This window comes from Halobacillus sp. BAB-2008 (assembly GCF_000328325.1).
GTDB lineage: Bacteria > Bacillota > Bacilli > Bacillales > Halobacillaceae > Halobacillus.
In genome coordinates, this window is record NZ_ANPF01000038.1 from 1 (window position 1) to 23,861 (window position 23,861).

Annotated in this window: 22 protein-coding genes and 1 riboswitch; of the genes, 14 read left to right on the plus strand and 8 right to left on the minus strand. The window is 46.9% G+C overall.

From position 1 onward, the window contains the following. The coding region (locus D479_RS09460) for an FAD-dependent oxidoreductase (protein ID WP_008636265.1) at positions 1–223 on the minus strand (223 nt) is incomplete at its 3' end. Between the two features lie 131 nt (positions 224–354). Between D479_RS09460 and D479_RS09465 the strand changes: the two genes are divergently transcribed. After that, positions 355–1,539 (plus strand): pyridoxal phosphate-dependent aminotransferase, encoded by a 1,185-nt coding sequence (locus tag D479_RS09465; protein WP_008636266.1) that lies wholly within the window; start codon positions 355–357, stop codon positions 1,537–1,539. 35 nt (positions 1,540–1,574) lie between these two features. Here D479_RS09465 and D479_RS09470 read toward each other — a convergent pair whose 3' ends face one another. Next, a complete protein-coding gene (locus D479_RS09470) occupies positions 1,575–2,426 on the minus strand; it encodes an arginine deiminase family protein (protein WP_008636267.1) in 852 nt (283 codons plus the stop codon). Positions 2,427–2,605: 179 nt separating this feature from the next. Here D479_RS09470 and D479_RS20205 point away from each other — a divergent pair, with 179 nt between their 5' ends. The 4 genes from D479_RS20205 (at position 2,606) to D479_RS09485 (ending at position 8,273) form a co-directional block, all read left to right on the plus strand. Beyond that, complete coding sequence (locus tag D479_RS20205; protein WP_081594805.1) at positions 2,606–2,863, plus strand: heterocycloanthracin/sonorensin family bacteriocin; 258 nt, start codon at positions 2,606–2,608, stop codon at positions 2,861–2,863. 119 nt (positions 2,864–2,982) lie between these two features. Continuing rightward, entirely contained in the window at positions 2,983–4,797 is a 1,815-nt protein-coding gene (locus D479_RS09475) for a hypothetical protein (RefSeq protein ID WP_008636268.1), read from the plus strand. Next, positions 4,794–6,737: a TOMM precursor leader peptide-binding protein gene (locus D479_RS09480; protein ID WP_008636269.1), complete on the plus strand. Its 1,944-nt coding sequence runs from the start codon at positions 4,794–4,796 to the stop codon at positions 6,735–6,737. The genes D479_RS09475 and D479_RS09480 overlap by 4 nt, the downstream gene beginning before the upstream one ends. A 21-nt stretch (positions 6,738–6,758) precedes the next feature. Beyond that, entirely contained in the window at positions 6,759–8,273 is a 1,515-nt protein-coding gene (locus tag D479_RS09485; protein WP_008636270.1) for a SagB family peptide dehydrogenase, read from the plus strand. Between the two features lie 37 nt (positions 8,274–8,310). On the opposite strand, the gene D479_RS09490 is transcribed toward D479_RS09485, so the two are convergent. Together D479_RS09490 and D479_RS09495 are read right to left on the minus strand one after the other, a co-directional pair. Next, positions 8,311–9,765, minus strand: a complete 1,455-nt coding sequence (locus tag D479_RS09490; RefSeq protein ID WP_008636279.1) for an aldehyde dehydrogenase family protein — start codon at positions 9,763–9,765, stop codon at positions 8,311–8,313. Positions 9,766–9,843: 78 nt separating this feature from the next. Further along, positions 9,844–10,302 carry a GNAT family N-acetyltransferase gene (locus D479_RS09495; protein WP_008636280.1) on the minus strand — a complete coding sequence of 153 codons (459 nt, stop codon included), beginning with the start codon at positions 10,300–10,302 and terminating at the stop codon, positions 9,844–9,846. Positions 10,303–10,441: 139 nt separating this feature from the next. On the opposite strand from D479_RS09495, the gene D479_RS09500 reads away from it, so the two are divergent. Next, positions 10,442–11,824, plus strand: a complete 1,383-nt coding sequence (locus tag D479_RS09500) for a DUF2254 domain-containing protein (protein ID WP_008636281.1) — start codon at positions 10,442–10,444, stop codon at positions 11,822–11,824. Positions 11,825–11,890: 66 nt separating this feature from the next. Here the strand turns inward: D479_RS09500 and D479_RS09505 are convergent, their stop codons facing one another. After that, a complete protein-coding gene (locus D479_RS09505; RefSeq protein WP_008636282.1) occupies positions 11,891–12,316 on the minus strand; it encodes a pyridoxamine 5'-phosphate oxidase family protein in 426 nt (141 codons plus the stop codon). Between the two features lie 234 nt (positions 12,317–12,550). Between D479_RS09505 and D479_RS09510 the strand changes: the two genes are divergently transcribed. Next, entirely contained in the window at positions 12,551–13,435 is an 885-nt protein-coding gene (locus tag D479_RS09510) for an alpha/beta fold hydrolase (protein WP_008636283.1), read from the plus strand. A gap of 68 nt (positions 13,436–13,503) precedes the next feature. Here the strand turns inward: D479_RS09510 and D479_RS09515 are convergent, their stop codons facing one another. Beyond that, the gene (locus D479_RS09515; RefSeq protein WP_008636302.1) at positions 13,504–14,181 is read right to left on the minus strand and encodes a class I SAM-dependent methyltransferase; all 678 of its coding nucleotides are present in this window, start codon (positions 14,179–14,181) and stop codon (positions 13,504–13,506) included. Positions 14,182–14,372: 191 nt separating this feature from the next. Next, positions 14,373–14,550: riboswitch (cobalamin riboswitch) on the plus strand. 140 nt (positions 14,551–14,690) lie between these two features. On the opposite strand from D479_RS09515, the gene D479_RS09520 reads away from it, so the two are divergent. From D479_RS09520 to D479_RS09545, 7 genes are all read left to right on the plus strand, one after another. Continuing rightward, positions 14,691–16,925 (plus strand): ribonucleoside-diphosphate reductase subunit alpha, encoded by a 2,235-nt coding sequence (locus D479_RS09520; protein ID WP_008636304.1) that lies wholly within the window; start codon positions 14,691–14,693, stop codon positions 16,923–16,925. An 18-nt stretch (positions 16,926–16,943) separates the two neighbouring features. Further along, the gene (locus D479_RS09525; protein WP_008636306.1) at positions 16,944–17,981 is read left to right on the plus strand and encodes a ribonucleotide-diphosphate reductase subunit beta; all 1,038 of its coding nucleotides are present in this window, start codon (positions 16,944–16,946) and stop codon (positions 17,979–17,981) included. 158 nt (positions 17,982–18,139) lie between these two features. Continuing rightward, positions 18,140–18,481, plus strand: a complete 342-nt coding sequence (locus tag D479_RS09530) for a P-II family nitrogen regulator (RefSeq protein WP_008636308.1) — start codon at positions 18,140–18,142, stop codon at positions 18,479–18,481. 22 nt (positions 18,482–18,503) lie between these two features. Continuing rightward, positions 18,504–19,901, plus strand: coding sequence for an ammonium transporter (locus D479_RS09535; RefSeq protein WP_236096551.1), 1,398 nt, complete (start codon positions 18,504–18,506; stop codon positions 19,899–19,901). Positions 19,902–20,062: 161 nt separating this feature from the next. Next, positions 20,063–20,155 carry a putative holin-like toxin gene (locus D479_RS20210; RefSeq protein WP_008636312.1) on the plus strand — a complete coding sequence of 31 codons (93 nt, stop codon included), beginning with the start codon at positions 20,063–20,065 and terminating at the stop codon, positions 20,153–20,155. Between the two features lie 266 nt (positions 20,156–20,421). After that, a complete protein-coding gene (locus tag D479_RS09540) occupies positions 20,422–20,991 on the plus strand; it encodes a sigma-70 family RNA polymerase sigma factor (protein WP_008636314.1) in 570 nt (189 codons plus the stop codon). Then, the gene (locus D479_RS09545; protein ID WP_008636316.1) at positions 20,984–21,634 is read left to right on the plus strand and encodes a hypothetical protein; all 651 of its coding nucleotides are present in this window, start codon (positions 20,984–20,986) and stop codon (positions 21,632–21,634) included. The genes D479_RS09540 and D479_RS09545 overlap by 8 nt, the downstream gene beginning before the upstream one ends. Here D479_RS09545 and D479_RS09550 read toward each other — a convergent pair. Together D479_RS09550 and crtI are read right to left on the minus strand one after the other, a co-directional pair. Then, the gene (locus D479_RS09550; protein WP_008636318.1) at positions 21,631–22,266 is read right to left on the minus strand and encodes a uracil-DNA glycosylase; all 636 of its coding nucleotides are present in this window, start codon (positions 22,264–22,266) and stop codon (positions 21,631–21,633) included. The genes D479_RS09545 and D479_RS09550 overlap by 4 nt on opposite strands. An 82-nt stretch (positions 22,267–22,348) precedes the next feature. Further along, positions 22,349–23,857 carry a phytoene desaturase family protein gene (gene crtI / locus D479_RS09555; protein WP_008636325.1) on the minus strand — a complete coding sequence of 503 codons (1,509 nt, stop codon included), beginning with the start codon at positions 23,855–23,857 and terminating at the stop codon, positions 22,349–22,351. Between the last annotated feature and the right edge of the window lie 4 nt (positions 23,858–23,861).

A 23,861-nucleotide genomic window follows, 5' to 3' on the forward strand; every position in this document is an offset into this window, starting at 1 on the left:
GCACGTCGATTCCGTATTTAGACCGAAACGTCTCCGGGTCACGTGCGATTAAGTCTTCCGCATCGTCCACGTCTCCACTCAGTACATAAGGCAGGCCGCACTGACCGTAGGACGTTATTTCTCCTCTCTCAAACACGATGATTTCATGACCTTCACTATTGCGTACTATCTGCATCGCTGCACTCATCCCCGCAGCATCTCCTCCGATGATCAGTAACTTCATCTGCTTTCACCTCATCCTTATCTGCTTTCCTATTCTTTGCACCTATTGTTCCCACACGCGTCATCATCATGTTACACTATCTTTAATGTTTTTTTGTTCGACTTTTCCAACAACTAACCGAGGTGATACCTATGAAACAATTCCCGCAATCCAAAGCGTTAAAGCGTCTTCCTGACCAATTCTTCGCTACACTGATCGATAAACTGGCCGCATTTGAGAAAGAAGCGACCATGGAGGTCCTTAACTTGGGACAGGGAAACCCAGACCAGCCGACCCCGAATCATATCGTAGAATCGCTCCAGCAAGCTTCTGAAAATCCGGAATATCACAAATATCCACCCTTCCACGGTTTCGATTTCCTGAAAAACGCCGTCTCCGAGTACTATCAGCGGGAGTACGGGGTCGATATCGATCCAAAGACAGAGGTAGCCATCCTCCCTGCCAGTAAAACCGGCCTGGTGGAATTATGCCAATGTTTACTTGATCCGGGTGATATCGCGCTGGTTCCAGATCCCGGGTACCCGGATTATTGGTCAGGAATTGAAATGGTCGGCGCGGAAATGAAGTCCATGCCCCTTCTGGAAGAGAACGATTTTCTCCCGGATTACGACCAGATCGATGAAGAGAGCTTCCAAAAAGCGAAAATGATGTTCCTCAATTACCCTAATAACCCGACCGGTGCGATCGCCGATCGTGAATTTTTCGAACGGACCATTGCGGAAGCTGAGAAAAACGATGTCTGTGTCATCCACGACTTCGCCTACGGGGCGATTGGATTCGACGGAAAGAAACCTCTCAGCTTCATGGAAGTCGATGGTGCCAAGAACGTCGGAGTCGAAGTATATACCATGTCCAAAACCTATAACATGGCCGGGTGGCGTGTCGGGTTCGCTGTAGGCAATCCAAGTGTCATCGAAGCGCTTGAGCTGATTCAGGATCACTACTTCTGCAGCTTATTCGGTGCCTTACAGGAAGCATCCGCCACCGCTCTACTCAGCTCCCAGGCGTGCGTCCATGAACTGAGAGATACGTATGAAGAGCGACGTGACCTCCTCGTTACCGGTTTAAAAGAAGCTGGATACAACGTCATGCCGTGCAAAGGGTCTTTCTTCGTATGGCTCAAAGTCCCGGAAGGATACGACTCCCAATCTTTTGCAGATGCCCTTTTACAAAAAGTCGGGTTGTTCGTAGCTCCCGGGGTCGGATTCGGTACTCACGGGGAAGGATACGTACGGATCGGACTCAACAATTCCGAAGAGAAGCTTCAGGAATCTGTCCGCCGATTCGAGGAATTCCTTTCCTCCACGGAAGCATAAAAAAAGACGAGCGCTTATATGGAGCGCTCGTCTTTTTATTGTCGCTGCAGCGGCATCGAGCAGCATCGGAAAGACCCGCCGGATTTAATGATCTCTGAAAAATCGACCGGGACGACTTCAAAGCCTTCCGACTGCAGGACCCCGTTCAACCGATCGTTTTGAGGAAGACTGATTACTCGTCCTTCTCCGATGGAAAGCACATTCGGTCCCATATAGAACTGCTCTTTCTTTGTAACAGGTATCAGTCGAAAGCGTGACTTGATCTTCTCCAGTCCTTCTTTCGTGAATGCGGGAGGATAAATGATCGCTGTCTCAGGGCTTATGATATTAAAAACACAGTCCAGATGAAGGATGTCTTCCTGCAGGCAGAGCGGCTCCATGCGATAATCCGGAAGGCGGGCGGCCAGTTCACTCGCCCCTTCTTCGCTCGTCCTCCCGCTTATCCCCACCCAGATCGTATCCTCGTCGATGATGACGTCTCCGCCTTCAATAGAGGACGACAACGGCCTTTCTGCAGGGATACCTTCTTGTGTAAGCCACTTCGATAACGCTTCGGTTTCGCCTCTTCTTACGGCCTGTTTCATGGAGGCGATGAAAAGCCTGTCGTGAATGGTAAAGGCAATATCTCTTGTAAACACCTGCTCATTCAGCCGGTGTTCTGCTGGCATTTCCAACACTTCTACACCGAAGTCCTGCAGAACACGGACAAACGCTTCATGCTGCTTTAAAGCAATGCTGGTATCGATACCAACGTCACCATAGTGCTTCTGCGTTTCGTTAATGACCTCTCCAATTTTCATATAAGCCGGTTTGCAAACAAGTACTTTCTTAAGTGTCGCATATTCCGTCCTGCAGCCCACTTTTTCACTTTCCGTCACACCTTCCATCTTGCCCACCCTCCAATTTCTACTTATGCTCAACCATTCCCTTATCTTTCTTACGTTAACCAATTATTCGACAAAACATGTTTGAAATCCTTTGAGGAACGTTGCCCAACCCTTTTTCATAACTTGTGGAGGAAGCGATGATTCTTTCGCTGGAACAATCCTTGAAGGAGGGGACGGACATGAATCATTTCAAGAATGACCTGCAGAACTTGAACGTCGGGGAATACCGTGCTCAACCATTAACACCAAACGATCAGGCAAATGTGTACGGCAACGACGCCCGCTTGTGTGTATTCGGTTGTTTCGGATGCTTTAACTGCTTCCGATGTGCTGGTTGTGGTGGTTGTGGCGGATGCGGAGGTTGTGCCGGTTGTGCAAGATGCGGCGGGTGCGGTGGATGCGCCCGTTGTGGCGGATGCGCAAGATGCGGCCGTTAAGGAGATGAGATTGATCGACCCCTGCTGTGTTCGGTGCAGGGGTTTTTTCTATTCATAAGAGACAAACAGCTCTACATAGAATCAAAATGGAGTATGGTTTACGGACGAGGAGGAGGAGAATGACTCAATTAGCACCGTCGATGCGGCCGAAACTGAAAAAAGGGACCTTTTATATGCCGGAATCCGAAGACATTATGTATTTCCGTAACAATAATGGATCATTTCGTATGGAAGGGGTAAGCATCACGACCTGGATCGATAAACTGGTTCCCATGTACACGGGGGAACACACCCTGAAGAGCCTGATGGAAGGCCTTCCTGAGGCGTATGCACAGCGAATCCACGACATCACCTCCACCCTTTTCCACAATGGGTTTCTACGGGACACGGCATCGGACAAATCTCACCATCTGCCTGTTCACGCAGCAAAAAAATTCGGCTCACAGCTGGAGTATTTGGAGACTCGTGCAGATTCCCCGGGATGGCACATGGAACAATGGCGAAGGAAGCGCGTACTTATCCTTGCAGAGGGGCGCAAAGCCACTACCCTTACTACCGCCCTGCTGCAATCCGGATTGACGTCCATCCATGTCCATATGACCGAAAAGAATCAGAAGGAGTTCTCGAAAATGAAAGAGCTCGGAACCAGGGAAGCAGCTAACGATCCGGACATAAACCTGCAGATTTCCTTCTCTCAAACGGGCAGCTGGAAAAAGTTCATCCATGACGTTGATGCCGTTTTGTTTGCCGGTGCTGCCCAAGAGCGCGAAAAATGCGAATCCATCTATAAGTTCTGTTGTGAACATGAAACTCCATTCTTTGCCTTGATTGATTTAGGAAGGAAAGCGATGGCCGGACCCGTCATCCACTCTGAAGACGGAGGATGGACATCGATTTGGAAACACCTCCCGGCGGATTGGGTCAGCGACAATTCCCCACCGTTCTCTGGCGTGACGGATGGACTCCTTGCCCATTCCCTGGTCTTTGAATGGTTCAAGCATGAAGCAGGCATTAACGAGCCTTATCATTCGAACTATTTCTATATCCTTGATAAAGAAACGCTGGAAGGTGACTGGCACTCCTGTAAGCCGCTCCCCCGTATGATGCACTCGAAAATCATGAGGAAAACGCCGACCACCAGGACAGAAACGAAAGATCTGCTTCTTTATTTTCAATCCTTAGCAGAATCCCCTCTTGGGATCTTTCATTATTGGGAGGAAGGGGACGCAGAGCAGCTTCCTTTATCGCGCTGTACCATTCAGGTGAAAAGTGCCGGCAGCGATTTCCCCGCCCTTCTTCCAGCGGTGAATGTCGCAGCCTTAACCCATGAAGAGGCAAGGTGTGAGGCGGGGCTTGCAGGAATTGAACGGTATCTCCACTCCATGCAGTCTCAAGGAGAGCAGATGTCGATCGGAGCGGGCGGCTCGATACACGAAGCATCCCTGCGCGCTGTGCATTACTGGCTTCAGAAGCAGACGTTCCGTAAACGAGGAGAATACTTGGTTTTCGACGATGTAAGCGATCCGGAATGTCGTTACTACTTGAGAGCTTTACAAATGGTCCGTCCGGAAATGGAATGGATATTGAGTGAAAGCGAAGCCGGTTTTCCTGTCATTTGGCAGAAATCCAAAAGAGGTGCCTGGCATGGGTGCAGCGGCGCAAACCTGACACTGGCCATACGGGAAGCGGGCAAACTCGCCTTGTGCGAAGACATACGTCCCCCTAAGGGTACTTACGAACAAATAACCGCTGCATCAACCATTTCCGTAAATATTCCGTCTATCCATGAAGAGAAAGTTTTAATTGATCAAGTAAACCAAAGCTTGGAGAAGAACGGAAAAAAACTGGAATTCGTAGAAGTCCATGCTTCTCCGTTTACCGAAGACGGAGTCGTAGCCGTCTGCGGCGTTGTAGAGAAGGAGGAGAAGACATGACTCCATCGGTTACCCTTATTGGAAATGGAAGGTTGGCGGGGTGTATTCAGGAAGAATGGAACCTTCCGAATGATCTTCTGTATATGTCTTCCTGGCAGGAGAATTGGACACAGGAAACAGACTTATTGATTCTTGCGGATGACCACTGGAATCCAAGACTGCATCTTCAGGCAGAGAAAGCCGCAAGAGAAAACCACATTCCATGGGTGCGTTCCTTTTTTTCCTTCGGAGAAGGTATAATCGGTCCATTCGTTCAGCCGGAGAGAAAAGGATGCTCTCAATGTGCCGATTACCGCCGGCGTATGGCTTCTAATCATCGAAGAGACCTCTCTTCTATACAGCATTTTCTTGTTGAAACGGGAAGAACTACCGAAGAATGCCCGGATCCGTTCCGTATCAGGAGCATGGCCATTATGCTGATAGAAGAGGTTAGAGCATGGGCGGAAGACAGACCGTTACGCACCACAGACCATATTGCCTTGTTTTCCACCCAAACAATGAAGCGTTCTTTGCATTATGTTCTTCCGGATTCGAATTGCTTCGTCTGCGGCACGGTTCCGGTTGACGACAGGGAGACTGCAAAAATCGACATACAATCAAACAGAAAAATATCGAGCACCACCTTTCGGACGAAGACGATGGAAGAACTCAGCCGATCCCTTTCAAATGATTACCTGGATACTCAGACCGGCTTACTTAACAGTAGAATGATAGAGCTTGACACACCGTTTTCCGATGTCATCGTCAACCTGCCTCTTCCACACGCAGATGAAGGGTCGGCAGGAAGAACCAATTCCTTTCAAATGAGTGAGAATACAGCGATTCTTGAGGGACTGGAACGATTCTGCGGAACAGATCCAAAAGGAAAAAGAACGACGGTTTACGATTGCTTTCAGAACCTTCCTTCCGCAGTCCATCCATTTTCATTAGGGGTGCACGCCGCAGAAGATTATGAAACAGAAAACCACCCGTTCACTCCTTTCGATCCTGAACGGAAAACGAACTGGGTATGGGGGTATTCCTTCCTTCGCAAGGAGCCCGTATTGGTTCCGGAAAGGCTCGCCTATTACAGCACCGGCTGCGGAGATGGATTTGTCTTTGAAACATCCAACGGCTGCGCGATCGGGGGAAGCAGAGAGGAAGCGATTTTTTACGGAATCATGGAAGTACTGGAGAGAGATTCTTTCCTCCTCTCCTGGTATGCCAGGCTTCCACTTAAGAGGATAGATCCCTCCACTATACCTGATCAGGAATTACAATGGATGCTGCTGCGATTAGAAGAGATTTCGGGTTATGATCTCCACCTCTATGACGCAACGATGGAGCATGGAATTCCGAGTGTATTTACAATCATTAAGAATCGAAATCAAAAGGAGGAGCGACTGAATCTCCTATGTGCCGGCGGTGCACACCTTGATCCGATCAAAGCCATTAAAGGGGCATTGTTTGAAAGTGCAGGAATGATCGAACCGTTGAACAAAATATTCCGCCGGAATAAAGCATCCTATATGCCGATGCTCCATGATGATGCATTGGTTAGAAGTATGGATGACCACGGCATGCTTTATGGGTTGAAAGAAGCAGAAAAACGGCTGGATTTTCTGCTCCAGCAAAAATTTCCAGGTCATACATTCAGCGAATGTTACTCCCCTCCGCCCCGCCGGGAGGACTTGAAAGAGGACCTGATGGATGTCCTGCAACGTCTGCACCTTAACGATTTAGATGTCATCGTTGTGGATCAAACAACGGAAGAAATACGAAAAAACGGGCTTCATTGTGTAAAAGTAATCATACCAGGGGCGCTCCCAATGACATTCGGCCATCACCTCAGAAGAATCACTGGTTTGAAACGAGTATTAGAAGTACCGAAAGCCTTGGGATACAAAGAAAGAAAATTAAGATTGGAGGAACTGAATCCTCATCCACATCCATTTCCTTAGCAATCGACAGGAGGAGCTTCTATGCACCCCGAGTCCTTTCTGTACCGTCTCCATTTTCAAAGCCAGGCGGTCATCCCTTCCGACTGGGAGGTAGATTGGGAAGATGCCCCCCTTCCCTACAAACTGTATAAAGAACTGCCATCCTTCTTACTGGATCACCATATCCCTTTGAACCCAAGCCCTCTAGGCAGAAGGAAATTAGAAGGGGCGGAATGGATCGGCCATTTTCTTTGGTTCGCATATGGACTCACCCAGTTTGCCCACACGGCGACGCCGGCAGACTCGGAGGAGAAGACATCTACATCCTTCCCTTCGCTTCGCCGCTTCGCACCTTCAGGAGGAGGACTGTATCCGAGCGAGCTGTATCTTTATGTAAAAGAGACGCCTTTTGCACAAGGCGTCTACCATTATGATGCCGCCCATCATCGTCTCGTATTAATAAGAGAAGGAAACTTCGATGACTATATAACGAAAACCCTTGGACTTCGTCTGGATGTTTCTTCATGCAAAGCCGTATGTTTCATCACAACGGTATATTGGAAGAATTTCTTTAAATACCATAACTTCTCATTCCGGCTGCAAGGCTTGGATGCGGGGGCAGTAATCAGCCAGACAGAGGAAACAGCACGTCAATTCGGCTTGCATTCACATGTCCATCTTTCGTTCCTTCATAAGGCAGCTGATCACCTGCTCGGCCTCAATCGTCTGGAAGAAACGACGCTGGGCATCCTGGCGTTATCGGAACAAGAGATACCTGCTGCAACTGGGAAGGAAGAGCTTACAGGTGCATCTCTAATCGAGGAAATCCCAGCGGTGCAGACAACGTGTTACCAACGGTCGAAACATATAAAACCACACCAGGATATCCTCCAGCTCCATGAAGCAGCCGTTCTATCTTCCTCTTCCCTCTTCCGTACCAATGCATCCGTACCGCAGCAAGAAAAATATGGTAAAGACATTTATCCACTCTCTGAGTCGCGCGCCACCACCTCTTCCTTCAGAGATGCATGTATGAACCGCTGCTCGCCCGAAGGGGACTTTATAGATAGATCAATGGATGCCGGGAAAATAGCGGCCCTTTTGAAACAGTCCACTCTTCCGGATGTATCATCCATTTCCATCTATTTATGTATAAATGGTACTGACAGAATAGATGCAGGAGCATACGAATACGACCCTGCCTCCCACTCTCTTCTAACCATAGAAAAAGGCGATTTCCGCCAGATGCTGCAGTCCGGGATGACCATGCATAACGTCCCGCTTCACCATACGCCTTTATGCATTCATGTGGCAGGAGCAAGGAATGTAGACGCAGGCGGTTATCGGATGCAGTTGATTCATGCCGGAAGGGTGATGCAGCGAATATTACTGGCAGCGAGCGCTTTAGGAATGAACGGACACCCCCTGCTTGGATTTCACGTTCCCATTCCCGACTCGATTTATCAATTAGACATCCGGAAACAGACGACACTCATCCAGATTCCGATCGGTTACCATACCCCGAAAAGCAGACTGTCCGGTGTTCTCCATGCCTAAAAAACCCTGCGTCTTTGTCGGACGCAGGGTCTCCTTATTAAAATGGGTACTCACGGTATCCATTCATAACACCAATCCATTTGACAGTCGTAAATTTATCCAATGCCCACTCGCCATTAAAACGGCCGAGCCCGGATTCTTTTTCTCCGCCAAAGGCGACATGAGCTTCATCGTTCACTGATTGATCATTAATGTGAATCATACCGGTTTCAATTTGCTTGGCAACCTCCACTCCTCTGTGGATATCTGTCGTAAAGACGGAGCCGCTGAGACCATAGGGAGAACCGTTGGCTATTTCAATCGCTTCTTCTTCGGAAGACGCCTTAATTACTGCTCCCACTGCTCCAAACACCTCATTTTGAGCAATCGGCATATCATTGGTCACTCCAGTAAGGATAGTTGGGTGAAAAACATTCCCTTCCGCTTTTCCGCCTGTAAGGATTTCCGCTCCTTGCTCCACACTCGCGTTCATATCTTTCTGAATGCGTTCTACCGCATCTCTGTTAATTAAGGGACCGACCACTGTATCTTTTTCTCCCGGGTCGCCTACCTTCAGGCTTTCCACCTTTTGCTTAAACTTTTCAACGAATTCATCATGGACACGTTCATGAACAATGATCCGGTTTAACGACATACAGATCTGACCCTGATGCAGGAACTTCCCGAATGTCGCCGCCTGAACCGCACGATCGATATCCGCATCCTCTAATATGATCATTGCATTGTTACCACCGAGTTCCAACGCCGTATCTTTAATATGCTTTCCAGCCAATTCACCTATGTGGCTCCCTACCTCTGTCGAACCAGTGAAGGAAATTAATTTTGCATAAGGGTGTGTTACAAACGCATCCCCGATTTCCGATCCGCGCCCTACTACGACATTGATCACTCCTTCAGGGAATCCCGCTTCTTCAAAGAGGTCGGCAATCAAGAGCCCCGATGTCGCCGGCGCGTCAGAGGCCGGTTTAACGACGACTGTGTTTCCCGTAGCAAGTGCCGGCGCAATTGAACGAACAGCTAAATGAAGCGGGAAATTCCATGGACCAATGACACCGATCACACCTTTAGGCGAACGGTATATCCTATTCTCTTTCCCCGGAGTATTAGACGGAAGGATCTGTCCAGCCATACGGTTGGGGAACGTAGCCGATTCCCTGATAATTCCTACAGTCGCTTGAAATTCCACCTCGGCTTTAACCATCGTACTTCCCGATTCTTTGACGAGCCAGTCGACTATTTCACCTTTTCTATCTTGAACGACCTCCAGCAGGCGGTCGAAATAGCCCTGCTTTTCCCTTGGGGTTGTGTTCATCCAGTACTTCTGAGCTTGATAGGCAGCTTCATATGCTTCGTTCAAGTCTTCCTCATTTGCTGAGGGGATAGAAGCGATCGACTGTTCTGTGTAAGGATTAATATTTTCGACAAATTTATCGCTGGACCCATTCTTCCAGCGTCCGTTTATAAACTGTTTCGTAAATGTTTTAGGGCTCATTCCATTCACACTCCATTTCAAGATTTCCACAGGAGTATGATACCCTCGCATCAGATTATCCAAACGGCAGCCAACGTCTCAGCCACCTGCTGTCTGCTTTATCATATCGACATGCGGGATTCCATCCTCCAAATACACGTCGGATATTTCCTCAAAGCCGAAGGATCCATAGAAATGGCGCAGATGTTCCTGACCATGAAGAAAGATCCTTCCAACTTTCCATTCTTCCTCCAACACACGAACCGCTTCCGTCATCAGCGCCCTCGCATAGCCTTTCCCCCGATGGTCCTCTGTCACCAGGACACGACCAATCGTGTAATGGCCATCCACATTTTCCGGAGAAATAATCCGGCAGTATGCCGCTATCTCCCCATCCACCTCCAGCCACAGATGCAGAGAATCTTGATCTCTGCCGTCGACTTCCGGATAAGGGCATTCCTGCTCCACGACAAATACAGCCACCCGTGTCATTAAGATCCGGTATAATTCCTCTTTGCTAAGCTCATCAAATGATTTCCTGACCCATCTCATCTTCATCCCATCCTCACCTTTTTTCCTTTACTATATCGAAGCGGACTTTCCGATACAAAGAATTTTTTACAATTTCTTTCCGAATCGTTTTATCTGAATAATTTCAGGGAACCCGGCAATGGAAAAGGAATTAGGAGGATTGGTTATGTTCAGCAACATGCTTCCCATATCATTGAAAAAATATCTTCAGATGCCAAAGAGGCAGAGGAAGCACGAGGTGCAGATGGCTATATGGTATATGCCGTTCATCTATATCATTATGTCCCTCGTGGTCGTCGGGATCACCCTGACGCTTGACCTCGTCGTAGAAGTCAATCAATATACTCAAAACATATTTCAGATCAACGCTGAAGTTACCCGCATGCTTGTCAGTACGCTGATCGGGGGCATGCTGACGTTAAGCGCATTCACATTGAACTCCCTGCTTGTCGTCCTCACGACATTCAGCGGCCAGTTTTCACCAAGGATGCTTCTAAACTTCGTTTCGGATAAACGGACACAACATGCTCTCGGGATCTTCAACGGCAACTTCGTCTATGTATTGATTACCTTCTTATTTATCGGAAATGCCCAACGTGAATTCTTCGTAGCCGTACCGATTATTACCGTCCTGCTCACCTTTATATCTGCCGTCACATTCGTGTATTTCATCAACCATGCCACGACATGGATGCAGGTCCACAACATTACAAGCACCATGAAAAAAACGTCAGAAACAATGATTAACCAAACGCTGCATAGAGACCTTGAACCATACCGTAAAAAGAACCCGGAAGACTTGTTGGAAGCATACCAGGATGATGCCCGTCAGATTAAATCACCCGTATCCGGCTACATACAGCTGGTGGATTATCGGGAAATGATTGAACAGGCGAGAAAAGACAACATTATCGTCCATCTTCACGCTCAAGTCGGCGACTATGTATTGAAAGGGAATACACTCTTCAGCTACTGGGGGCCCGGCGCAGCGGGCAACGATTATAAAGAATATTGTTCTATGGTACATATCGGTCATAAGGAGACGGAATTGCAGGACATTCAGATGGGGATGCATAAACTGGCGGAAGTAGCGATTAAAGCACTGGGAAATGACGATCCCAAAACAGCGACCAACACGATCCATCAAATGGCCGATCTCATGCTTACCGTGGAGGACTACATCACCTTCACCCCTTATTTAATGGACCAAGAGGAACAGACGAGAGTAGTGCTTCTGTCTGAGTCGTTCGAATCCTATATTTACAGGGGATTCGGATTTATACGACATTATGCGCGCAGCAACCACCTTATCATTACGGAGTTGATCAGAGGTCTTGGGATGGTGGCAGAATCCATCGACGAATCTAAGCACCAGATGCTGTGGAAGTTCGCCTGCGATACGCTTGACCATATCGAAGAAGAAGTCATTTATACGCTTGATAAGACTTTTCTGCTGCAGGCGATGAACCACTTAGCAGAACTTACAAATAATACATTGGACTATTTCGCTATCGAACGCCGCTTTTACGACGAACTTCCAACTTCTTAAATCCGGAAAAAATAAAAAAGGAAACCCCGGACTGTAACAAGTCGAGGTTTCCTTTTTTGTATCCTTTTACAAATCAAGCGTTGCAGGCGTATCTTCCCCTTCGTTCATTAGACGAATGCTTTCCGGCATAATTTCAAGGACAATATAGTTCGGATCATCCTTCCCATCAAACCAACGGTTCATGCGCTCCGACCACAACTCTTCTTTAATTTCCTGGTCTTCACGGATTTTCGCCTGTCCTTCCACTTCCAAGTACGTATCCCCGTATCCTTCGCCTTCATAGCCGATCAGAATATGGACATTCGGATTCGCTTCAATTTCATCCGCTTTATGTGTGTCGCTGTTCGTAGGAGTATAGAATGTGAATTGTTCATCATTCCAGAATGTCATGTAACGGGTATGAGGTTTGTCATTCTTTACGGTAGCCAACGTACCGATTTTATGTTGTTCCATAATCTGCTTAATCTGGCTCTTTAATTCATCTTGTGTCAATGCAAACAAGCTCCCTTCTCCATATATGCTGCTCTGTCTTTCATACATTTCCAGTTTTCCCCGATAAACGAGAGCTAAACACAAAAATATGCCGCCGGTCATGACACAGCTCTTTAAGGGCAAGCTAAGAAGACCCGTTTCTGCACATGGATGCGCAAATTTGCATAAAATCGTTTTATCCAAAGCCTTCCTTGTTTTACACTGAAGGAAAGACAGGATTCGGGAGGAACAACCATGACTTTACAAATAAAAAATTGGAAATGGCTTTATATTGCATTGGGTTCTATATTTGTAGGGCTGCTCATCCTGATGATCAATTCAAAATCGAGCAGCTCGGAACCGTACCCGCGCGAAGAAGTAACACCGACCTTATTCATTCACGGGTTCAAAGGGGGGCCGAGGAGCTTCCAGACCATGATGGACCGGATGCAGTCCATGAATTGGGGAAAAAAAAGGATGACGGTCTATGTAGCGAACGATGGTACCCTCTCCATCCAGGGAAGCTTCCCCCAGACAAAGAACCCGTTCGTGCAGATATTGTTCGAAGATAATCGCGCCAGTATTTCCAATCAAACAAAATGGGTCGAAAACGTGATGATCCAGCTTCACTCCCGCTACAATGTTCAACAAGTAAATATTATCGGACATTCCATGGGCGGGTTAGCGTCAATCAATTATTTACTGAACGAACCTGCGGACGGCGTACCTGCCGTTAAGAAAGTTGCTGCTATCGCCAGTCCATTTAAAGGCATTCGGAAAGATTCCTATTTTGAATCCAATTACGGGGCCGCAACCGTGGATTTGAGACCAGACTCTGATGCTCTCCAGGATATGGTTAAGAATAAGGATCATTTCTCAGATAATGTAGACGTCCTTGCGGTGGCCGGAATCATCAACAAGGAGGCCCCGGAGCAGGAGCACTGGGATGGTCTTGTCCACGCCTCAAGCGTCCACGGACTGGAAGACATCGTTCCATTCGGCCGTTACTACGAAGAAAGAATTTACCAGCCTCAGGCAACCCACTCCGGCCTCCATGAGCTTGCGGAAGTCGACAGAATAGTGGCTGAATTCTTGTGGGAAACAGCACCCATGCGTTCGACAAGCGGTGAGCATCCTTAATCCAACAAAAAAAGTCCGGAGTTTGCTCCAATGCGCCTTGATGCATTGGTAAGCAACTCCGGATTGTTTTATTCTTTTTCGAAAATAAATACCCACATGAATGTAAGTGCCTGCTTTAATTCTTCTTCAAGCCCAGCCAAGAGACTGTCCTCGACACCACGCTTGTAAACCCCTTGTCCAGCTATTGATCTCCAACCTGTCTCTTCTGCCATCTTCTTCAATTCCCACGGCATCATCGTATTGCATATGACTTGTTCCCCGAACAAGCGGCGATAGCTGTTGGTCCTCGGCATTGCCGTCGGACCAAGCAGTGCGATACAAAGTCTTCCCCCAAGCTTCAGTATCCGCTTCATCTCATTAAGCCCCTGTGAAGGAATCTCCGTCCATTCCAATGAATTGACCGCCATGGCACTATCAAACGAATCATCTTCGAAAGGTAGAGCAGTTAGATCCCCTTGGACGAAGGTAAGTCCTTGTTCCCTGACTCTGGCATTCGCCTTATCAATCATGTCTTTCGACAAATCAACCCCTGTGACCTCATATCCTTCCTGCCAAAGCCGGAAAGATCCATAGCCGTCTCCACAGCCGAGGTCGGCTACTTTTCCTTTCGGGATATGATTCTCAAGAAAGGGAAGGATCGTACTTCGACTTCCTTCGTCCCACATTTCCTTGCTTTTTGAACTCCACATCCCGGCACGGTCGTCCCACTGCCTTTCTGCTTCTTTATGCCAATTGAACTTGACCATTTCCTCACTCGCCTTTCCGCTTCTTTTATATATGCTTCTTATAAAATTATACCTTACACCAATGCGCTGTGTCTGGGTTTTGATGCTTGGAGGTATTTGTTGTAGAATGGAAAAGGCTTGAATGTTATTTCGTTGTCCGTTATGATAGAAACACAAGATAAGCTAATAAAATTAATCTGAACAACTACATATAGTATTTGCGAACAGAAGATGCCACAAGGCTTAATAGGGAATCCGGTAACCAATCCGGAGCTGCCCCCGCAACTGTACGCATCCGCGAAATGGAAGATTCCACTGTGCCGCGCACGGGAAGGACCAGAGTAAGATCGGATGCCAGCCAGGAGACCTATCTTCGTTCGGCAGAGTTTCAACTTCTTCGGGGATTGAGAAGATGAAGCGATGGAACGAGGACTTTTTTGTGTCTCGCATCGTTTCATGGTTTCATCCACTCCCTTTCCCGGAGTGGATTTTTTATTTTATATGTAGATATCAGATCAAGGAGTGAAACCATGAGCGTATCAGCAATTAAAGACCAATGGAAAGAAAGATTAGAAGCTTGGAAAACCGAGTTCCCTATGCTTGATCTGGATCGCATCATCCATAAAATTCCTAACTTAGGTTTTGAACATATGACGGAACAGGACCAGCGCCACGCTCTTATTCTCGAGTGTCTGGCTGAGGTCGATGAAATGGAACCGGATTGGACATTTGCAGCCAGCAGAATGCTGCTTGAGCAGATGTATGAGGAAGCTTCCAGTAACCGCGGAACAAACAAGGAATATGAAGATTTTCATGGTCTAATCTGCACGTTGATTAAGAAAGGCATCTATTCCGAGAAGCTGCTTACATATTACTCAGAGGAAGATATATACCAATTAGAAGAAGCACTCGCCCCTGAACGTGACCATCAATTCACCTACATTGGTTTGAAGACATTGAGTGACAGATATATTGCAAGAAGTAAAGAGAAAGAAGTTTATGAACTTCCTCAAGAGCGCTTTATGATCATTGCAATGGTCTTAATGTCACAAGAAGAAGCACCAAAACGGTTGGCACTCGTAAAAGAAGCCTACTGGGCTTTGAGTCATTTATACATGACTGTAGCCACCCCGACTTTAGCAAATGCGGGGAAACGTTATGGTCAGCTGAGCTCCTGCTTCATCGATACGGTAGATGACAGCCTTCAGGGCATCTACGACAGCAACACAGACATCGCCAATCTCAGTAAGCACGGAGGAGGAATCGGAGTCTATCTCGGCAAAATCCGCAGCCGCGGCAGTGATATCCGTGGATTTAAAGGGGTTTCCTCCGGCGTCCTTCCTTGGATGAAGCAGTTAAACAATACAGCCGTGAGCGTCGATCAGCTCGGACAGCGTCAAGGTGCCGTCGCTGTATATCTTGACATATGGCATAAAGACATTTTCCCGTTTCTTGACAGCCGATTGAACAACGGAGATGAACGGCAGCGGACGCACGACCTGTTCACAGGCGTATCCATTCCGGACATCTTCATGGAAGCAGTGGAGAATCGGGAAGACTGGTACTTGTTTGACCCTCACGAAGTACGCAAAGTCATGGGATTTTCGCTGGAAGATTATTTCGATGAAAAACGCGGCGAAGGCTCTTTCAGAGATAAATACCAGGCATGTGTAGAGAACCCGGAGCTTTCCAAAGAAACTGTGCCCGCCATTGAAATTATGAAACGGATCATGGTTGGACAGTTGGAGACTGGAACACCATACATGTTCTATCGGGACGAAGTAAACCGGATGAATCCAAACAACCATGCCGGCATGATTTATTGCAGTAATCTGTGTACAGAAATAGCACAGAATCAAAGACCTACCACTCAATCCGAACAATACGTGGAAGACGGGAAGATCATTACCGTCCATAATCCTGGTGATTTCGTCGTGTGTAACCTTTCCAGCATCAATCTGGGCCGTGCGGTTCCAGCCGGTGTGCTTCCACGTTTGATTGCAATCCAAGTACGTATGCTCGACAACGTAATTGAACAAAACACCATTCCTGTACTACAGGCGCAATTGACCAATCATAAATATCGCGGCGTAGGTCTAGGAACCTTCGGCTGGGCCCACCTGCTTGCAAAGAAGAAGATTGCCTGGGAATCAGAAGAAGCACTCGCCTATACAGAGGAAGTGTACGAAGCGGTTGCTTATCACGCGATAGAAGCAAGCAGTGAGCTGGCTCAAGAAAAAGGAAGCTATCCTCTATTTGAAGGTTCTGACTGGCAGACCGGGGAATTTTTTGTTAAACGATCGTTTGACCAAGACCGCACATGGAACTGGAATGAGCTGAGAAATAAAGTAGCGGCACAAGGAATGCGGAACGGGTACCTGCTCGCTGTCGCTCCAAACTCCAGCACTTCCCTGATAGCAGGAAGCACAGCAAGCATCGATCCGATTTTCAAAAAGTTCTACTCAGAAGAGAAGAAAGACTACAAGATTCCAGTAACCGCACCAGAGCTCGATCACACGACTTACGGGTATTATAAATCCGCTTACGATATTGATCAGCATACTAGCATCAAGCAGAACAGTATCCGCCAGCGATTCATCGATCAGGCCATTTCCTTCAATATGTATGTAAGAAATACCATTCAGGCGAAAGAACTCCTCTCCCTGCATTTGGATGCATGGCGAAGCGGGATGAAGACGACATATTATACAAGATCGACTTCCAGTCAAGGCGAATACGACGACTGTGAATACTGTTCATCATAATAAGGAGGGACACCTATCATGCGCACAATAAACAAAAGAAAACTGGTGGATCATGAATCTCCCAATGCTTCAACAGGTATTGTTAACGGCAGAAGCTCGAACGTATTGAACTGGGATGATACCCGTTACGCCTGGGCTTACCCTATGTATAAGAACATGCTTTCGAACTTCTGGATACCAAACGAAATCAATATGAGCAATGATCTAAAGCAGTGGCCCGAACTTACGGAACAAGAACAGGCTTCCTTCAAGAAAATCATCGGTCTCCTTGCTTTTCTTGATTCTATCCAAACCGATTACTCAGGTAAAATAGCCGACTACCTTACAGATTCCAGCCTGTCTGCACTCATGCAGGTCCTGGCCTTTCAGGAAGTCGTTCATAACCAATCTTATTCCTATGTCCTGTCCACTCTTGTCGATCAAAGGGAACAGGAAAATATATTCGAATACTGGAAACATGACGAAGTTCTCTTAGAGCGGAATCAGTTCATCACGGATGGATATCAAACTTTCGATGAGGACCCTTCTGTTGATACCTTCTTACGTTCCATCGTTTATGATGTCGTATTAGAAGGACTATTCTTCTATGCCGGTTTCGCGTTCTTCTACAACCTGGCACGAAATAATAAAATGGTTTCTACAAGTACGATGATCAATTATATCAACAGGGACGAACAGATCCACGTCAACCTGTTTGCAAGAATATTTAAGGAAACACTGAACGAGAATGAAGAACTGGATAAGGAAGAATACCACCGCTTCGTCACGGAGACCTTCAAAGAAGCTTCCGAGTTGGAAATCAAATGGGCCCATCATATCATCGGTGACAGGTTCCCCGGCATTCCGATCCATGATTTAGAGGATTATATCCGTTTCATGGCCAACAAACGGTGTCAACAGCTCGGAGCAGAGAAACCTTTCCCTTCCTATAAGAAAAACCCATTGAAATGGATTCGCGCTTATCAGGAAGTAGATGAAGGAAAATCCGATTTCTTTGAGCAGAAGTCCAGACAATACACGAAAGTTTCCGATACGAACGGATTCGATGACTTATAAAGCTGACCGGGCCTTGTGCCCGGTTTTTTTATGTTAACTTTTCTTACATAACACTAAAAAACGCTCTTGATTTTTCAGAATATTTCATTTATAGTTATATTTATTCATTACCTTAAGTGTTAGGAAACCTAACATGATTCTAAAGGAGGACACTATTCATGAAGAAAGTAGAGGCGATCATTCGGCCGGAAGCGTTCCAGACACTACGCCACAACCTCGACGAACTAGGGGTGAAAGGACTGACAGTCTCAGAGGTGGCAGGGTGCGGACAACAGAAAGGCCAGGAAGGAATTTTCCGCGGCAACCGCTTTGAAATCAAGCTCTACCCGAAAGTGAAAGTGGAAATGGTTGTGGAAAATCATGAATTAGGTGCCATCATAGACGCAATCATGGAGTGCTGCGCAACAAACGAAGTCGGCGATGGGAAAGTGTTCGTTTCTACCATCGATGAAGTATTTCGAATCCGGACAGGAGAAACCGGAAAAGAAGCACTGGTCTAAAACCATTTTAGAAAGGAAGAAGATTATGAAAAAAATTATTCCTATATTCTTTATCGCACTCCTGGGCTTCCCTGTCGTCGCAAGTGCAGAAACGGCAGTCACAGCTGACTCTGTCCTGCAGTCCCTCGACATGGCCTGGATTATGATCGCAGCATTTCTTGTATTCTTCATGCATGCAGGATTCGCCATGGTGGAGTCGGGGTTCACACGCTCTAAAAACGCACTGAATATTCTCATGAAGAACTTCATGACAATGTCCATCGCAGCCGTCCTCTACTTTATCGTCGGTTACGGAATCATGTTCGGAACTTCAGGTGGCGGCATCATAGGTACAGACGGATTTCTCCTCAGCGGACAAGAAGATCAAATCGGATTCTTCGTTTTCCAAGCTGTTTTCGCAGCCACGTGTGCCACCATTATTTCCGGCGCCGTTGCTGAACGCATGAAACTAGGCTCTTATCTTATACTTACCCTTTTCATGACAGGTTTGATTTACCCGGTTGTAGGACACTGGATTTGGGGCGGCGGATGGATTTCCGAGCTCGGTTTCGTAGACTTCGCCGGTTCTACCGTGGTACACATGACCGGCGCTGTAGGAGCACTTGTTACCGTCCTGTTCCTGGGGCCTCGACTCGGCAAATACAGTGGAAAGACAGTGAACGTCATCCCTGGTCATAACATTCCATTAGGAGCACTTGGTGTATTCATTCTTTGGTTCGGCTGGTTCGGATTTAACGGAGGGAGCACACTTGCTGCCGACCCTTCCCTCGTACCTTCCGTCATCGCAACCACCCTGCTGTCAGCTTCTGCAGGTATCATCGGATCGGCCTTCTATTCTTACGCGAAATTTAAGCGTATCGATGCATCCTTAACTCTGAACGGAGCACTGGCAGGTCTTGTAGGTATCACAGCAGGGGCAGCCAACGTTTCCTTAATCGGTTCTGTTATCATCGGTTTAATCGCAGGCGTCATCCTTGTTGAATCTGTTCAATTCCTTGACCGCGTCGTTCGTGTGGATGATCCTGTAGGAGCCATCGCCGTTCACGGTATCTGCGGGATTTGGGGAACACTCGCTGTAGGCTTCTTCTCTATTGAAGGGGGATTGTTCTACGGGGACGGCTTCCGTTTACTGGGTATCCAAGCCGTAGGAATCCTCGCGGTAATTGCATGGACAGTTGTCGCAACCGGCATCGTTGTTTTCCTTATCAAGAGCACAATCGGCATTCGCGTCTCCCGGCAAGAAGAGATTTCCGGGCTTGATTTTGCCGAACATGGGTCTTCCGCTTACGAATCCAGCAGAGGAATCTTTAACGAAAACCCTGTCCTTGATAACGATTTTGGAGTAGGGCTTCTTCATCGCCTCGATGGATTACAGAACGAACAAACAGCTCCTCCGAAAGAAGAAAGAACAGCTCAATAAACCCATCCCGCCCTCTCATAAGGGGCGGGATTTTTTAGTTCCTATTATCTATTTTGCGAACGTATGTTCTTATTTTAATCATTTTGTGGTATCCTTGTACATAGATACCGTTTCCTTCCATTGGTAAGGACGACCGTAATAGAAAGGGAGTGAGGCCAGCGATGAGTATTTACGAAGCTTTGATGACCATGTTGGCGTTTGGAACCTTCATCATTACACTCCTTGCGCTTATCATCAAAATCAATAAAAAATAGACCTTCCCTCAGGAAAGGCCTGTGTCTATCAAATTTTAGAACGGTATCCTCCGGCGACAGTAGCCGCTGTTGCCGGTTTCATTTTTATTATAGCACGCCCACAAAAGAACCACCCACCCCATTTTCGATCCCCGGAAACCTGATAAGACCCTCAACACCGTCGCCTCCCGGAGGATTTATTACTCCATTAGTCGAATGTATGTAAAAAGGTGTTTTTTAAAACCTGAGAACGATGTGTGTCGTCTATATGAAAGAGGTGGGACATTGTGATACGAAAACAGCACTCCAAGTCATCCGGCCAGGAAGCACCCGTTGTCGACCAAGCCCTTGTGGAACAATGGATTCAAGAATACGGCCACGATTTGAAATGGCTGGCTTTTTCGTACGTCAAGGACTACTCTACTGCCGAAGATATTGTTCAGGAAACGATGATCAAAGCTTACCAAAAGTATCCGACATTCAAACAAGAATCCACCACAAAAACATGGTTGTACAAAATAGCAATTAACCTGTGTAAAGACTATTTAAAGAGCTCTTACGTTAAAAGGGTCATCAAGCGGGGAACGGAAATGTTCCGTCACCTGCCGTCAGGAAGACACACCCCGGAAGAGACTCTATTAAAACGCAGCGAGGAAGAAGCCTTGTTGGAAGAAGTGCTGAAACTCGACGACAAATACAGGGAAATGATCGTCCTTTATTACTTTGAAGAATTCGATGTCCACGAGGTGGCACAGGTGTTGAGAATAAGTCCAAATACGGTAAAAACCAGACTGAGGCGCGCGCGACAAATTCTTCAGGACCGTTTGACTGAGAAAGGAAGTCTCCGACATGAGTGATATAATGGATCGTAAATTAAAAAAGATCACACAAGAGCTCAAGTACGACCAAGTCCCTTTCGATGGACGCCACATGAAAAAAACTGTTCTGAAATCCTTACGTCAGGAAGAAAAGACTCCCTATAAGAGGAGAATGCTTTTCCCATTATTAGCTGTGTTCCCGACGGCTGCTCTCTTATCTCTATCCTACACAGAGAGCAAAACTCCAATGACAGCTTCCACGTTAGTCGGACAGACCATAAAAGGCGACTTCAAAACAGCTGGAAGCATCGAAGACGCTGAATTCGCAAACGCCGGAGCAGAACACAGCACCGACATAAAAGTATCTAAAATGATCCGCGCCACCTACATCATTCACGAAGGAAAAGCCTACATCCAAACAAATAAACAAGTATCCCCGAAACAGCTCCACGAGGTCATTGGCACAATGGAACACCTACCCTCCGCCAAGGATAAATTAAAGTCTGTGCCGACGCAGACGACAAAAACTTCTATTTACAGCATTAAGGAGGAAGATCCAAAAGAAAAAATTGCGATTCAAAGCTGGCGGGACGAAGGAACAGCTTCTACCGGTACCGGGAAACAGGGATACTACTTATTCCAAAACGCAGAGACCCATCCACTCCCTGACGTTTCCCCTTAATCTTCCTTATATAGATGTCGTTTCACATCGTCTAAAGATTGTTGTATAGTCGGCTTGATTTTCGGGTTATAGAAGACAGCTGCGGGGTGATAAAGAGGAATGACACGATAGGCTTTCTCCGTTTCACACCACCTAGGTCCGCCTTCTTTTGGACGATACTTCAGCAATGGTGTTTCCATCAACTGTCCGACGAGAACACTAATTTTGCCTTCTTCACCTGTCAGCCTTCGCAAGGCAACACCACCCAACACGAGGATAATATCCGGATCCACCTGTTCCACCTGGTAGTCCAGCAATGGTGCATGGGCTTCTATTTCTTTTTTATTCGGCTTTCTATTTGCTTTTCGCTTCCCCTTTTTGTTGGAATCCACCCATTTGTACGGGCGACTCCTTACTACGCTTGTAATGTACAGGTCATCACGTTCCAAACCAAGATACTCCAACTGCTTATCCAACTCTTTACCCGCCCGTCCAATGAATGGAACCCCTTCAACCGCCTCTTTCTCTCCAGGCGCTTCCCCTACCAACATAATTTCTGCGTTACGGTTTCCCTTACCAGGAACAAATCCTTCCACAAGACACCCTTCCATCCTTCGTTCTGCATCTTTTAACATCGATTTCGGCCACTCCATTTCCAGCATCCTCCTAACCTTTCCCGTTACATCTATGTTCATACAAAAACAAAAAGCGGCCGGCAATGCCGACCGCCCTCCGCTATTTTTGATGAACTGCTTCTGTCTCATTTTCCTTAATTAGATCAGCAGTCAATTGACCAGACAGCGTGACCATCGGTACTCCACCTCCAGGATGGGTGGACCCCCCTACAAAGTACAAACCCTCAAAAACCTGACTCTTCGAAGGGATCTTGAAACCGCCATTCGACTTACGATCAGCAGCAATACCATAGATAGATCCACCATTCGGTCCATATAAACGCTCTAAATCTTCCGGAGTAAAGCGATATTCGAATTCAATGGAATCTCTAACTCCTTCCATCCCCATCCGCTCCAGCTTATCCAGGACGGTCTCGCGATAAGCATCCCAGTCGACCGGCTTTCTTTTCTTATTTTCAAGTGGTGGAACGTGTGTCAGGACAAACAGGTTATCTTTACCTGCCGGAGCCTGCGATTCGTCTGAACGGGCGGAGATACCAATATAGATTGTCGGGTCATCCGCTGGTTTTCCCTGCTCATATATCTGCTTGAACTCCAGCTCTGGATCTTCTGAAAAGAAGAAGTTATGATGCTTAAGGTTGTTAAATTTACGATTTGTGCCAAGGAGGAGAACAAGACCTGAAACCGTGGGATCGAATTTCTTCTCCAGCGACTTTGTTTCTTTCTTCACTTTGGCCGTTTGCGGTGCAAGCTTGCGATAAGCAGGAATAGCCTCTAAATTGGATACCACAACATCCGCTTCATGCACCGTGCCATCTTCCGTCTCTACGCCGATTACGCGCTCATTTTCCACAACAAGCTGACGAACAGGAGAGTTAAATTGGACGTCCACACGCAGCTCCTCCATTAAACGTCCCATAGCCTCCGCAATATTATAGAGACCGCCTTTGACATAATAGATGCCAAGCCCCAGCTGTACATAGACAAGCTGATTAAGAATAGCCGGTGTTGCGTATGGGTTCGACCCCACATACATAACGAAGTAATTGAACAACTGCTCTAGATATTTGTTATCAAAGAACTTGCGGGTGGATTTAGCGACCGTGTTCATCGGATCCATTTGTAATAGTTCACTGAATTTGTGGTGACTCTTTAAATCTTTCAGATCTGAAATACTGTATTTATAGAAGCTCTTCATACAAAGCTCATACATATCTTGGCTGTAGGAGAGAAAATCCGTCAACTTCCTGTTCGGCCTGTCCGTTACTTTAGCCATTTCTTCCAGCATATTTGGAAGGTCACTCGTAACATCAATCGACGTCCCGTCTTCAAAGAAGGTTCTCCATTGAGGCTCCACCCGTTCCACTGTTATATAATCATCCAAACGTCGGTGGACGCTCTCAAACAGCTGTTCCAACACCCACGGCATAGTCAGGATCGATGGACCGGTATCAAAGGTGAATCCTTTCCCTTCTCTCTTATTCAACTTTCCGCCAAGGTTGCTGTTCTTTTCAATCACTTTCACATCATATCCGTCTGCAGTCAACCGAATCGCAGCAGACATCCCACCTAAACCAGCACCTACAACAACAGCTGTTTTCTTTTTCAAATGA

What these genes read in the sequence shown, in the direction of transcription:
- D479_RS09495 (WP_008636280.1), bottom strand. Translation starts at nt 10,302, where the DNA reads ATGAAGATGAGATGGGTCAGGAAATCATTTGATGAGCTTAGCAAAGAG.
- D479_RS09485 (WP_008636270.1), top strand. Translation starts at nt 6,759, where the DNA reads ATGCACCCCGAGTCCTTTCTGTACCGTCTCCATTTTCAAAGCCAGGCG.
- D479_RS09550 (WP_008636318.1), bottom strand. Translation starts at nt 22,266, where the DNA reads ATGGAGTGGCCGAAATCGATGTTAAAAGATGCAGAACGAAGGATGGAA.
- D479_RS09520 (WP_008636304.1), top strand. Translation starts at nt 14,691, where the DNA reads ATGAGCGTATCAGCAATTAAAGACCAATGGAAAGAAAGATTAGAAGCT.
- D479_RS09465 (WP_008636266.1), top strand. Translation starts at nt 355, where the DNA reads ATGAAACAATTCCCGCAATCCAAAGCGTTAAAGCGTCTTCCTGACCAA.
- D479_RS09515 (WP_008636302.1), bottom strand. Translation starts at nt 14,181, where the DNA reads ATGGTCAAGTTCAATTGGCATAAAGAAGCAGAAAGGCAGTGGGACGAC.
- D479_RS20205 (WP_081594805.1), top strand. Translation starts at nt 2,606, where the DNA reads ATGAATCATTTCAAGAATGACCTGCAGAACTTGAACGTCGGGGAATAC.
- D479_RS09500 (WP_008636281.1), top strand. Translation starts at nt 10,442, where the DNA reads ATGTTCAGCAACATGCTTCCCATATCATTGAAAAAATATCTTCAGATG.
- D479_RS09470 (WP_008636267.1), bottom strand. Translation starts at nt 2,426, where the DNA reads ATGGAAGGTGTGACGGAAAGTGAAAAAGTGGGCTGCAGGACGGAATAT.
- D479_RS09525 (WP_008636306.1), top strand. Translation starts at nt 16,944, where the DNA reads ATGCGCACAATAAACAAAAGAAAACTGGTGGATCATGAATCTCCCAAT.
- D479_RS09510 (WP_008636283.1), top strand. Translation starts at nt 12,551, where the DNA reads ATGACTTTACAAATAAAAAATTGGAAATGGCTTTATATTGCATTGGGT.
- D479_RS09490 (WP_008636279.1), bottom strand. Translation starts at nt 9,765, where the DNA reads ATGAGCCCTAAAACATTTACGAAACAGTTTATAAACGGACGCTGGAAG.
- D479_RS09530 (WP_008636308.1), top strand. Translation starts at nt 18,140, where the DNA reads ATGAAGAAAGTAGAGGCGATCATTCGGCCGGAAGCGTTCCAGACACTA.
- D479_RS20210 (WP_008636312.1), top strand. Translation starts at nt 20,063, where the DNA reads ATGAGTATTTACGAAGCTTTGATGACCATGTTGGCGTTTGGAACCTTC.
- D479_RS09475 (WP_008636268.1), top strand. Translation starts at nt 2,983, where the DNA reads ATGACTCAATTAGCACCGTCGATGCGGCCGAAACTGAAAAAAGGGACC.
- D479_RS09545 (WP_008636316.1), top strand. Translation starts at nt 20,984, where the DNA reads ATGAGTGATATAATGGATCGTAAATTAAAAAAGATCACACAAGAGCTC.
- D479_RS09480 (WP_008636269.1), top strand. Translation starts at nt 4,794, where the DNA reads ATGACTCCATCGGTTACCCTTATTGGAAATGGAAGGTTGGCGGGGTGT.